General features: G+C 65.8%; 13 protein-coding genes. 8 read left to right on the top strand and 5 right to left on the bottom strand.

Translation table 11 applies throughout. From position 1 onward, the window contains the following. The first annotated feature begins 155 nt into the window (after positions 1-155). Complete coding sequence (exaA, locus tag KI242_RS11850) at positions 156-2,051, top strand: quinoprotein ethanol dehydrogenase (RefSeq protein ID WP_123473644.1); 1,896 nt, start codon at positions 156-158, stop codon at positions 2,049-2,051. A gap of 78 nt (positions 2,052-2,129) precedes the next feature. After that, complete coding sequence (locus KI242_RS11845) at positions 2,130-2,789, top strand: pentapeptide repeat-containing protein (protein ID WP_210672610.1); 660 nt, start codon at positions 2,130-2,132, stop codon at positions 2,787-2,789. Positions 2,790-2,870: 81 nt separating this feature from the next. Here KI242_RS11845 and KI242_RS11840 read toward each other — a convergent pair whose 3' ends face one another. The 5 genes from KI242_RS11840 to KI242_RS11820 all read right to left on the bottom strand — a co-directional run bounded on the left by KI242_RS11840 (position 2,871) and on the right by KI242_RS11820 (position 6,679). Next, positions 2,871-4,133 carry a type II toxin-antitoxin system HipA family toxin gene (locus KI242_RS11840; protein ID WP_053157510.1) on the bottom strand — a complete coding sequence of 421 codons (1,263 nt, stop codon included), beginning with the start codon at positions 4,131-4,133 and terminating at the stop codon, positions 2,871-2,873. Further along, complete coding sequence (locus KI242_RS11835) at positions 4,126-4,443, bottom strand: helix-turn-helix transcriptional regulator (RefSeq protein ID WP_053150465.1); 318 nt, start codon at positions 4,441-4,443, stop codon at positions 4,126-4,128. The genes KI242_RS11840 and KI242_RS11835 overlap by 8 nt, the downstream gene beginning before the upstream one ends. A gap of 162 nt (positions 4,444-4,605) precedes the next feature. Continuing rightward, a complete protein-coding gene (locus tag KI242_RS11830; RefSeq protein WP_210671287.1) occupies positions 4,606-5,247 on the bottom strand; it encodes a response regulator transcription factor in 642 nt (213 codons plus the stop codon). Further along, entirely contained in the window at positions 5,247-6,518 is a 1,272-nt protein-coding gene (locus KI242_RS11825; protein WP_212806177.1) for a HAMP domain-containing sensor histidine kinase, read from the bottom strand. The genes KI242_RS11830 and KI242_RS11825 overlap by 1 nt, the downstream gene beginning before the upstream one ends. 2 nt (positions 6,519-6,520) lie before the next feature. Beyond that, a complete protein-coding gene (locus KI242_RS11820) occupies positions 6,521-6,679 on the bottom strand; it encodes a hypothetical protein (RefSeq protein ID WP_212806408.1) in 159 nt (52 codons plus the stop codon). A 119-nt stretch (positions 6,680-6,798) separates the two neighbouring features. On the opposite strand from KI242_RS11820, the gene KI242_RS11815 reads away from it, so the two are divergent. From KI242_RS11815 to KI242_RS11790, 6 genes are all read left to right on the top strand, one after another. Next, positions 6,799-7,983, top strand: a complete 1,185-nt coding sequence (locus KI242_RS11815; protein ID WP_212806176.1) for an ABC transporter substrate-binding protein — start codon at positions 6,799-6,801, stop codon at positions 7,981-7,983. A gap of 30 nt (positions 7,984-8,013) precedes the next feature. Further along, positions 8,014-8,988, top strand: coding sequence for a YVTN family beta-propeller repeat protein (locus KI242_RS11810; RefSeq protein WP_212806175.1), 975 nt, complete (start codon positions 8,014-8,016; stop codon positions 8,986-8,988). Next, entirely contained in the window at positions 8,985-9,743 is a 759-nt protein-coding gene (locus KI242_RS11805) for an ABC transporter ATP-binding protein (protein WP_212806174.1), read from the top strand. Before KI242_RS11810 ends, KI242_RS11805 begins: the two co-directional genes overlap by 4 nt. Further along, positions 9,740-10,531 carry an ABC transporter permease gene (locus KI242_RS11800; RefSeq protein WP_072444720.1) on the top strand — a complete coding sequence of 264 codons (792 nt, stop codon included), beginning with the start codon at positions 9,740-9,742 and terminating at the stop codon, positions 10,529-10,531. The genes KI242_RS11805 and KI242_RS11800 overlap by 4 nt, the downstream gene beginning before the upstream one ends. A 232-nt stretch (positions 10,532-10,763) precedes the next feature. Continuing rightward, positions 10,764-11,306, top strand: a complete 543-nt coding sequence (locus tag KI242_RS11795) for a PQQ-dependent catabolism-associated CXXCW motif protein (RefSeq protein ID WP_011060505.1) — start codon at positions 10,764-10,766, stop codon at positions 11,304-11,306. A gap of 54 nt (positions 11,307-11,360) precedes the next feature. Beyond that, on the top strand, positions 11,361-12,026 hold the full coding sequence (locus KI242_RS11790; RefSeq protein WP_015635003.1) for a response regulator transcription factor: 666 nt from the start codon (positions 11,361-11,363) through the stop codon (positions 12,024-12,026). Positions 12,027-12,074: the final 48 nt, after the last annotated feature.

Below are 12,074 nucleotides of genomic sequence, written 5' to 3'. Positions count from 1 at the left end.
CGCCCTACTCCCTTGGTAGTAGGGCTTGTGGCGCGGGCCTAAATCAGGTGCCGCCCGGGAACTATTCCCGGCAAGGGCGGGACTTTTTCCGTATCTCAAAGCGCCTCGCGCGGCAGACCCTAGTCAGGCCAAAACCTCCACTGGGAACCGCAACCATGACAATAAGATCGCTACCCGCCCTCTCCCCCCTGAGCCTTGCCGTCCAGGCCCTGCTGCTGGCCGGCAGCCTGTCCCTGGGCGCGGCGGCCACAGCGGCCACCGCCCCGGCGGCACCTGCCGGCAAGAACGTGACCTGGGAAGACATCGCCAACGACCACCTGACCACCAAGGACGTACTGCAGTACGGCATGGGCACCAACGCCCAGCGCTGGAGCCCCCTGGCCCAGGTCAACGACAAGAACGTGTTCAAGCTGACCCCGGCCTGGTCCTACTCCTTCGGCGACGAGAAGCAGCGCGGCCAGGAATCCCAGGCCATCGTCAGCGACGGCGTGGTCTACGTCACCGGCTCCTACTCCCGGGTGTTCGCCCTGGACGCCAAGACCGGCAAGCGCCTGTGGACCTACAACCACCGCCTGCCGGACAACATTCGCCCGTGCTGCGACGTGGTCAACCGCGGCGCGGCGATCTACGGCGACAAGATCTACTTCGGCACCCTCGATGCCCGGGTCATCGCCCTGGACAAGAACACCGGCAAGGTGGTGTGGAACAAGAAGTTCGGCGACCACAGCGCCGGCTACACCATGACCGGCGCCCCGGTGCTGATCAAGGACAAGACCAGCGGCAAGGTGCTGCTGATCCACGGCAGCTCGGGCGATGAATTCGGCGTGGTCGGCCAGCTGTTCGCCCGCGACCCGGAGACCGGCGAAGAGGTGTGGATGCGGCCCTTCGTCGAAGGCCACATGGGCCGCCTGAACGGCAAGGACAGCACCCCCACCGGCGACGTCAAGGCGCCGTCCTGGCCCGACGACAAGACCACCGAAACCGGCAAGGTCGAAGCCTGGAGCCACGGCGGCGGCGCCCCTTGGCAGAGCGCCAGCTTCGATGCCGAAACCAACACCATCATCGTCGGCGCCGGCAACCCCGGGCCGTGGAACACCTGGGCGCGCACCGCCAAGGACGGCAACCCCCACGACTACGACAGCCTGTACACCTCGGGCCAGGTCGGCGTCGACCCGAGCACCGGCGAAGTGAAATGGTTCTACCAGCACACGCCGAACGACGCCTGGGACTTCTCCGGCAACAACGAACTGGTGCTGTTCGACTACAAGGGCAAGGACGGCAAGGTGGTCAAGGCCACCGGCCACGCCGACCGCAACGGCTTCTTCTACGTGGTGGACCGCAACAACGGCAAATTGCAGAACGCCTTCCCCTTCGTCGACAACATCACCTGGGCCAGCCACATCGACCTCAAGACCGGGCGCCCGGTGGAAAACCCAGGCCAGCGTCCGGCCAAGCCGCTGCCGGGTGAAACCAAGGGCAAGCCGGTGGAAGTCTCGCCGCCGTTCCTGGGTGGCAAGAACTGGAACCCCATGGCCTACAGCCAGGACACCGGGCTGTTCTACATCCCCGGCAACCAGTGGAAGGAGGAGTACTGGACCGAGGAAGTGAACTACAAGAAAGGCTCGGCCTACCTGGGGATGGGTTTCCGTATCAAGCGCATGTACGACGACCACGTCGGCACCCTGCGCGCCATGGACCCGACCACCGGCAAGCTGGTCTGGGAGCACAAGGAACACCTGCCGCTGTGGGCTGGCGTCCTGGCGACCAAGGGCAACCTGGTGTTCACCGGCACCGGCGACGGTTTCTTCAAGGCCTTCGACGCCAAGACCGGCAAGGAGCTGTGGAAATTCCAGACCGGCAGCGGCATCGTTTCGCCGCCCATCACCTGGGAACAGGATGGCGAGCAGTACATCGGCGTGACCGTGGGCTACGGCGGCGCGGTGCCGCTGTGGGGCGGCGACATGGCCGAACTGACCAAGCCGGTGGCCCAAGGCGGCTCGTTCTGGGTGTTCAAGATCCCGAGCTGGGATAACAAGACCGCCCAGCGCTGATCATCCCCGCCTTGTCTGTGGCGAGGGAGCCCGCTCCCTCGCCACACCCGCCTTCACTCCAGCCTGGAGAACCGCACCATGAACTACCTGCCCCTGGCCCTGCTGTTGGGCCTCTCCCCCGCCTTGGCAATGAATGTCGACGACGACGGCAACGATGTACCGCTGACCGTCAACGGCTGCCTGATCGCCGAAGCCAGCCAATGCCCCGGCGCCAACCTGCGTGGCGCCAACCTGGCCAACCAGGACCTGCGCAAGATGAACCTGGCCGGCGCCGACCTCTCCGGCGCCGACCTGCGCCACGCCCAACTGGACCTGGCCAACCTGGAAAAGGCCCGCCTGCAAGGCGCCAACCTGACCCGCGCCAGCCTGCAACAGAGCAACCTGCGGCTGGCGGACTTTACCGACGCCAAGCTGATGGCGATCCAGGGCTGGGGTCTGTTTGCCCAGGGCGCGCAATTCGAAAAAGCCGACCTCAGCGCGGCCTACCTGCAATTTGCCCGCCTGTCCGGGGCCAAGCTGCACCAGGCCAAACTGCGGGCGGCGGACCTGGAGATGGCCTGGTTGAGCAAGGCGGATCTGCAAGGGGCCGATCTGAGTGATGCCAATCTGCAGGAGGCGAAGTTTGGCGAGAGCAATCTGGAACGCGCCGACCTGCGCGGGGCGCGGCAGCACTATGGGAATTTTCAGGATGCCAATATGGAGGGGTGCCAGGGGTGTCCGGGGAGTTGGGATAAATAGGCCGTTGCCCCAGGCATGACCAAGCGCCTCGCTGTACCTGCTATTGGAACAATCGCCAGTTCAATAGCAGCTACAGCCACGCTAGCTGAGTCGCGCAAGGTTTTCGTCGATGCGCGCCTGAATCATGCTCAGGGTGTCCACGGTGATGCCACCCGGGAACCGGGACCGGGCGCTGCGGGTAAAGCCGCTGGCAACCTGGCAGATGTGCTCGATGATATCGGTGGCCTCCCTCACCGAGAGTTCCGCCTCCACCGCCGCGAGCCTGAGCAAGTGCTTGCGAGTGATGTGCAACGCCTCGCCCAATACGTCCATCTGGTGATAGCCGCCCGGCCCCTCGCAGAAGGTCACGTCGTAAGCCGGCGCCAGCTTCCACTGGCCGCTCGACGACATAAGGTAGGCAAAATTCTTCGGGTGGTCGTCACGGTTGTTGAACGCCACGTTGAACACAATCCGGGCAAAGGCCAGCGCCTTTTCCCGCACATCATTGCAGCAGTACTGGGTTGCCCGCAGGAAATTGCTGTAGTCCAGCGCCCCGGCTGCTCGGTAGTCCGCACCGGTAAAGGCGGCCAGGCTTTGCATGGGCACGCGCATGTCTTTGTGCCGGTCGAATCTTCGGGTGGCGAAGGCCGCCTGTCCATTGGGTAGCTCGAAGTGTTCACTGTCCGACGTTTCGATGGCGCATTCGCGCAAGCATTGTGCGTAGACAGCTTCGATAGCACAGACCTCGGGGTGTTCACCCGCTCCCGGGAACTTGATCAACCAGGCTTCCAGGCCAGATGCCGCCGCCGTGCTGAAACGCCCTCCCGCAGGGTCGCGATAGAGCAAGGCCTTGGGTCGAGCGCCCTGCGGCGAGCCGCCCATCCGCAGCAGTCGCTGCAGAAACTCCCCGCCCTGACCATGGAGCACCTCCTGAACTTCGGCAGCCAGTCGCTCAAGGGGAACCTCTTCAGGCGCCATGAACAGCTCCGGCGCCACAGGCTCGAACGACATCGCGCCCATGGCTTGGGTGCCGATATAGGTCAGTCGCTCCAAAGGACCAATCTGCGCGGGGTTGAGACCACGGCGTTTGAACAGGCGATCCATCAGCAACATGCCCCAACCGTCAGGCAGCGAGTCATAGACCGGCCCCGGCAGCCACAGTTGATGATCGGGAAAGTCCCGACGCAGCCTCGGGCCCTTGAGCGGCAAGCGCAAGGCCGACAGTTCCAGGCCGCGATCCTGTGCCTCCTCGCTGTACTCGAAGGCAATCAAGGGGCGGCCGGTCAGCGCCGTCGTGGATACCAGCGAACCCCAGCGCCAGTGCTCCCCCCAACCGTCGTAGTAGACATCGACTTGCTTAAGCATCGGCGGACTTCCTTTTGACGCGCTGCCGCTGGGCGCCCTGTTCATAACGGAGGATGTCGTCGAGGCTTTCCAGCTGCGGCAGGAATAATTGCTCCAGCTCGCGAAGACGCCCCAGCACCATCGCCACGCGAACCACGCTGTCGAATGCGACACTACGCCCGGCCTCCAGATTGGACAGGGTGCCAACCCCGATGCCGGCACGGGCGGCGACTTCGGCCTGAGTCATCTGCTGGGACAGGCGTTCCTGGCGCAGGCGGGTGCAAAGCAGCTTGAGCACCTCATCCGGCCTGGCAAGCGTTAAATTCAGCATATCGAGTGTTAAATCCTTAAATCTCACATAACACTCAAAATTATAGAGTTATGCTGGAAATTTATGAAGAACCCAATAACTTCATAAATCTGATTTTTATCCCGTGAATTAGCAAAATAATAAGCAAAATACTGAATTTATCTTGCCGCTTACCACTTGTAGCTAGCCGCTACTCACCCGCACCACCCCCATATCAATCCCCAAATGCACCAACTCCGCATGGGAGCTGACCTGCAACTTGCTCTTGAGCAAGGTCAAATGGTTGGACACGGTCTTGGCGCTGATGCACAACTGCTCGGCAATCACCCGCGCCGGGGTGCCCTTGGCCAGCATCACGAAGATCTCCAGCTCGCGCTGGGTCATGCTCTGCAAGCGCGGGTCGCTGGCGTTCTGCGCCGGGGTGCAGGCCAGTTGGGTGGCCAGGGGCTGCTCGATGTAGGCGTGCCCGGCCAGCACTCGGTGCACCGCTTCGATCAGCACCTGGGGCGCGGAGTTCTTGGTCAGGTAGCCCGAGGCTCCCGCCTCCAGGGCCTGGCGCACCAGGGGCAGTTCGTCGTGCATGCTGAAAAACAGCACCCGCAGCTGCGGCAGGCGCTGGCGCAGGCGGCGGGTGGTCTCCAGGCCGCTGATGCCCGGCAGGCCGAAATCCATGATCACCAGCTGCGGCACTTCTTCGGCGACCCGGGCCAGGGCCTCTTCGCCGCTGGCCGCTTCGCGCACCTGCATCGCCGGCAATACCGCGCGCAGCAGGCTGGCGTAACCCTGGCGGACCACGGCGTGGTCATCCACCAACAAGATGTTCATCAGGCCTCCATGGGCATGTTCAGGGGCATGTTCAAGGCCAGTGCCCAACCGGCGCCGGGACGGCTGAGGATGTGCAGTTCGCCGCCCAGGCTGCGGGCCCGTTCAGCCATCGAGTGCAGGCCGACGCCGGGGCGCTGGGGCTGGCGCGCGCCGCAACCGTTGTCGCGCACCAGCAGGCGCAAGCCCCGGGCGCTGCGTTGCAGGCGCACCCGTACCTGGCTGGCGCCGGCGTGCCGGGCGACATTGGTCAGCGCTTCTTGCAGCAGGCGGTAGAGGTGGGTCTTGCTGGCGCTGGGCAACGCTGGCAGGTCGGCGCCGACCCGCAATTGGCAGTCGATGCCCTGGCTGTCCTGCCATTGGCTCACCAGCAGGCTGAAGGCTTCGGCCAGCGGCAGGTGCTGCAGCACCACCGGGTACAGGTCCTGCACCAGGGCGCGAAAGCCTTGCTGCAAGCGCTCGCAGTTGAGCTCCAGGGCCTGGGCCGTGCGCTCCACCACCGTGGGCTGGTTGCTGACCATGCGCAGCAGGCAGGCCTGGGCGCGAATGCCCGCCAGGTATTGCCCGAGGTCGTCGTGCAGGGTCTGCGCCAGGTAGGTGCGCTCGCGCTCCTGCACCGCCAGCAGGGCCTGGGTCAGTTGCGCGTTGTCGGCGCGGGTCTGTTCCAGGGTCGCGGTCATGCGGTTGAAGTGCCCGGCCAGTTGCCGCGCTTCCGGCAGGCCGGCTTCGCGCAGGCGCACCGCCAGTTGCCCGCCGGACACCTGCTGCAAGGCCCGCAGCAAATCATCCAGCAAGCCCATGCCCCGACGTACTGCCCAGCGGATGGTCAGCAGGCTCAGGAGCAGGGCCAGGCCGCACAGGCTCAACAGCTGTTGCAGGGAATCCCAGACTTCATCGATCTCATCCCGCGCGTCCACGGCGATCAGCACTCGGCGGCCGTCGCCCAGGTCCAGCTCGCGGGCGCTGTGGCGGCGCTCGCTGAACAGCTGGCGGCCGAGCCAGGCGTCCAGCCCGGCCTCTTCCGGCATGCGGGCCGCCTCGTCCGCCGCCAGCCAGTGCACCCGTACATGGCGCAGGCTCTGGGTCAGGTGCGGTTGCAGGCCTGCCGGGTTGCGCGCGGCGCTGTCGCTCAAGTACTCCACCACCGCCTCGGCGGACTGCAACTCACGCTCGACATCGGCCACCGCCTGGTGCAGCAGCAAGCCGGCGCAGGCCAGGGTCACCACAGCAAAGAAGGCCGTCACCCACAGGTTGATCCGCCACAGCGCCGACATGCCTAGCGCCCCGGCACCAACGGCAGCGCTGGGGGCAGCACCGGGCGCGGGCCATGCAGACGGTCGACGCCGATCAGGCTGAGGATCAGCAGCAACGGCAACAGCAGCAATTTGAGGATGCGCATGACGGTGTTCTCCAGGGTCGAGGCCGCTGCAACCATGCTAAGACCGCCGCACCCGCGCCGGGCTACTACCTTGGTACTGCCCGGGCGCTACTTTCTGCATATTTCCCCGCCCCGGTACTCTTCCTATGCTGGCGCCACCTGCCGTGGAGCGCCCTATGCACCAGCCTGCCCCGCTTATCCCGACTTGCCTGCTGGCCCTGGCCTCGGTCCTGTTGCCCCTGGCCGCGAGCCAAGCCGGCGAGGAACCGCTGCAAGTGCGCATCGGCTACCTGGGCTATCGCCCCGACCCCGGCCCGCTGCTGTCCAACATCATTCCCGAGCCCGCCGACGCCGGGCTGCAGGGCGCCCAGCTGGCGATTGTCGACAGCAACAGCACCGGGCGCTTTCTCAAGCAGCAGTTCCAGCTCGACAGCGCCAGCGTCGACAGCCCGGAGGCGCTGCTGCAAGCCGCCAAGGCCCAGCATGACCAGGGCCTGCGGCTGTTCGTGGTGAATGCCCCGGCGGCCAGCCTGCGCGAGTTGTCCGCCGCCCTGCCCGACAGCCTCTTGTTCAACGCCGGCAGCCCCGACGATGCCCTGCGCAGCAGCCAGTGCCTGGGCAACGTGCTGCACAGCCTGCCCGGCCGGGCGATGCTGGCCGACGCCCTGGTGCAGTTCATGGTGCTGCGCAAATGGCAGCGGGCCTTGCTGATCGTTGGCCAGACCGAGGACGACCGGGCCTACGCCGACGCCTTGCGCCGGGCCACCCAGCGCTTCGGCGTGAAGCTGGTCGCCGAGAAAGCCTGGAGCTTCGACAACGACCAGCGCCGCAGCGCCCAGGCCGACATGCCGCTGTTCACCCAGACCGCCGAATACGACGTGGTGCTGGTGGCCGACGAGCGCGGCGACTTCGGCGAATACCTGCCCTACCAGACCTGGTACCCGCGCCCGGTGGCCGGCACCCAGGGCCTGACCCCCACCGGCTGGCACAAGAGCGTGGAAACCTTCGGCGCCGCGCAGCTGCAAAAGCGCTTCGAAGCCCAGGCCGGGCGCTGGATGAACGACCGCGACTTCGCCGCCTGGATGGCCGTGCGCAGCGTCGCCAGCGCGGTGAGCAAACTGCGCCAGACCGACCCTCGGGCCCTGCAAGCGCTGCTGCTCAGCGACCAGTTGCCCCTGGACGGGTTCAAGGGCCGCAAGCTCAGCTACCGGCCGTGGAACGGTGAACTGCGCCAGCCGATTCCCCTGGTGCAGCCCCGGGCCCTGGTCAGCACCTCGCCCCAGGACGGCTTCCTGCACCCCTTCAACGAAATGGACAGCCTGGGCTACGACCGCCCCGAAGTGACCTGCCGCTACCCCTGATCCCATAACCACAACAACAAGGAATCCGCCATGCGCCGCCCCCTTCTCTGCCGCTCCGCCCTGTGCGCGGGCCTGCTGCTCGCCGCCGGGCACGCCATGGCCGCCACCGCCTGGGTCTCCAATGAAAAGGACAACAGCCTGAGCCTGATCGACCTGCAGACCCTGGAAGTCACCCAGACCCTGCCGGTGGGCCAGCGCCCGCGCGGGCTGCTGCTGTCCCATGACAACAAGCTGCTGTACATCTGCGCCAGCGATTCGGACCGGGTCCAGGTGATGGAAGTGGCCACCCGCAAGATCATCAAGGAGCTGCCGTCCGGCAAGGACCCCGAGCAGTTCGCCCTGCACCCCAACAACCGCTGGCTGTACGTGTCCAACGAGGACGATGCGCTGGTCACGGTGATCGACACCGAGACCGCCAAGGTCCTCGGCCAGATCAACGTCGGGGTCGAGCCCGAAGGTATGGCGGTGAGCCCCGACGGCAAGTGGGCGGTGAACACCAGCGAAACCACCAACATGCTGCACTGGATCGACACCAGCACCCAGACCCTGGCCGACAGCACCCTGGTGGACCAGCGCCCGCGCTTCGTCGAGTTCAACCAGGACGGCTCAAGGCTCTGGGCCTCGGCGGAAATCGGCGGCACCGTGACCATCCTCGACGTGGCCACGCGCCAGATGCTCAAGACCCTGAACTTCAAGATCAAGGGCGTGCACCCGGACAAGGTGCAGCCGGTGGGCATCAAGCTCAGCGCCGATGGCAAATACGCCTTCGTCGCCCTGGGCCCGGCCAACCACGTGGCGGTGATCGACGCCAAGACCTACGAGATCCTCGACTACCTGCTGGTGGGGCGCCGGGTCTGGCAACTGGCATTCACCCCGGACCAGAGCCAGTTGCTGGCCACCAACGGGGTCAGCGGCGATGTTTCGGTGATCGATGTGAACAGCCTCAAGGTGCTCAAGTCGGTGAAGGTCGGGCGCTATCCCTGGGGCGTGGTGGTGACCCCATGAACGCCCTGGAGGTCAGCCATCTGAGCTTCGCCTATGGCCCGCGCCAGGCCCTCGATCAGGTCAGCCTGAGCCTGGCTCCCGGGCGCTTCGCCGCGCTCTTGGGCCCCAACGGCGCCGGCAAGTCGACCCTGATCGCCCTGCTCACAAGGCTCTACGACCTGCAGCAGGGCGACATCCGCGTCGGCGGCTGCTCGCTGCGCAACGCCGCCCGCGCCGCCCTGCGCCAGCTCGGCGTGGTGTTCCAGCAAAGCACCCTGGACCTGGACCTGAGCGTGGAGCAGAACCTGCACTACCACGCCGCGCTGCACGGTTTGTCGCGGCGCCAGGGGCAGGCGCGGATCGACGCCGAACTGGCGCGCCAGGGCTTGAGCGAACGGCGCCGGGATAGCGTGCGCGCCCTCAATGGCGGCCACCGCCGACGGGTGGAGATCGCCCGCGCCCTGCTGCATGAACCGCGCCTGCTGCTGCTCGATGAAGCCAGCGCCGGCCTCGACCCCGCCAGCCGCCTGGCGCTCAACCGGCACATTCGCCAGCTGTGCCAGGAACAACGCCTGAGCGTGCTCTGGACCACCCACCTGCTGGATGAGGTGCAGGCCGACGACCAGTTGCTGATCCTGCATCAGGGGCGCCTGGTGGCCAGTGGCGTGGCCGGCACCATCAGCCAGCAGCAGGGCGGCGACCTGGGCACAGCCTTCGCCCGCCTGACCCAGAATCCCCAGCCACGCCCGGCCCCGATCGGAGAACCGCTCGCATGAACGCCTACTGGCAATGCCTGCGCGGCATCGTGCTGCGCGAATGGCTGCGCTTCGTGCTGCAGCGCACGCGTTTTCTCAGCGCCCTGGTGCGCCCGCTACTGTGGCTGCTGGTGTTTGCCGCCGGCTTTCGCGCGGCCCTGGGCATCGCCATCATCGAGCCCTACAGCACCTACATTCCCTACGAGGTCTACATCGTCCCGGGGCTGGCCTGCATGATCCTGCTGTTCAACGGCATGCAGGGCTCGCTGTCGATGGTCTACGACCGGGAAATGGGCAGCATGCGCGTGCTGCTCACCAGCCCCCTGCCCCGGGCCTTCCTGCTGGCCAGCAAGCTGCTGGCCACCTCGCTGATCTCGCTGCTGCAGGTCTACGCCTTCCTCGCCGTGGCCTGGCTGTATGGCGTGCAACCGCCGGCCATGGGCCTGCTGGCCGCGCTGCCGGCGCTGCTGCTGGTGGCCCTGATGCTCAGCGCCCTGGGGCTGCTGCTGTCCAACGCCATCCGCCAGTTGGAGAACTTTGCCGGGGTGATGAACTTCGTGATCTTCCCGCTGTTTTTCCTGTCCTCGGCGCTGTACCCGCTGTGGAAGATGCTCGAAGCCAGCCCCTGGCTGTACTGGCTGTGCGCCCTCAACCCCTTCACCCACGCCGTGGAACTGGTGCGCTTCGCCCTGTATCAACGCCTCAACCTGCTGGCCCTGGCGGTGTGCCTGGGGCTGACCCTGGTGTTCTCCCTGCTGGCGGTGCTGACCTTCAACCCCCAGCACGCCGCCCTGCGCAAAAGCACCTGAGCCACAATCCTGCCACCCACCTCCACCCAACGTAGGAGCTGGCTTGCCAGCGAAGAGGCCCGCAATCCCAACGCCAGACCCCAGGCCCCTTTCGCCGGCAAGCCGGCTCCTACACAGCGCTTGCCCATGGGCGATCTACGACTTTGGTACTGCTTTTGCTGTCGATGGTCGCATTCACAAAAGGCCCTGCCCTGGCATGTAATGGGCCTATAACAAAAAGGATAAAAGCCTTATGCCCCGTGCCTTAGAGACCCTGGCCGCGCTAACCCTGAGCCTGGCGCTGGGCGCCGCCCATGCCGCTGCCCCGCTGTTTTCCGCCGAGGGCTATCGCACCAGCCTGTACCGCAGCCCGACCCCGCTGCAGATCGACCAGGGCCGGATCATCGACACCCCGGGCCTGCAAGAGCTGCTCAAGGAGCAACCGGCGCCCCTGCTGATCGACGTCTACCGTCGGCAATGGCTGCAAGGCCGCTTCATCGACAGCGAGCCCCACGCCAACCTCCCCGGCAGCCACTGGCTGGCCAACACCGGCGACGGCGAACTGAGCCCCGAGTGGCAGGCTTATTTCGCCGGCAACCTGCAACGGCTGAGCCACGCCGACCCGCAGCGCGCCCTGGTGTTCTATTGCCGTGCCGATTGCTGGCTGAGCTGGAACGCGGTAAAACGCGCGGCAGCCCTGGGCTATAAGAACATCTACTGGTACCGCGACGGCCTGGATGCCTGGGAGGCCGCCGGCCTGCCCGTGGAGGCGGCCCGGCCGCAACCCTTTCCCTGAGCGCCGCAGCACGGCGTTGCCGCCCCCATAACCACAATAACGAGGTGAAAGGCCATGTATAAAATTCTGATAGCCGACGATCACCCACTGTTTCGCGAAGCCATCCACAACGTCATCAGCGACGGATTTCCCGGCAGCGAGGTGATGGAAACCGCCGACCTGGACAGCGCCCTGGCCCTGACCCAGGAACACGACGACCTGGACCTGATCCTGCTGGACCTGAACATGCCCGGCATGCACGGCCTCAACGGCCTGATCACCCTGCGCAACGAAGCGCCGACCATTCCGGTGGTGATCGTTTCCGCCGAGCAGGACAAGCAGATCGTGCTCCAGGCCATCACCTACGGCGCCGTCGGCTTCATCACCAAATCCTCGGCGCGCTCGCAGATGACCGACGCCATCGAACAGATCCTCAATGGCAACGTGTACCTGCCGCCGGACATCATCCGCACCCAGAAAAGCCAGCCGGGGCGGCGCAGCAGCGAGACCCCGAGCTTCCCCCCGGAACTGCTCCAGGCCCTGACCCGCAAACAGCTGTTGGTGCTGGAACGCATGACCAAGGGCGAATCCAACAAGCAGATCGCCTACACCCTGGACATTGCCGAAACCACGGTGAAGGCCCACGTCTCGGCGATTCTGCGCAAGCTCAACGTGCACAACCGGGTGCAAGCGATCCTGAGTGCCGGGGACATCGATTTCGGTGCCTACCTGCGCCGCTGAATTGCGCTGATCGTGCACCGACCCTGTAGGAGCCGGCTTGCCGGCGAA

Origin of the sequence: Pseudomonas sp. Eqa60 (assembly GCF_018326405.1) — a bacterium.
GTDB lineage: Bacteria > Pseudomonadota > Gammaproteobacteria > Pseudomonadales > Pseudomonadaceae > Aquipseudomonas > Aquipseudomonas protegens.
Note: the sequence above shows the minus strand (reverse complement) of the source record. Positions and strands in the feature narration are given on the sequence as shown.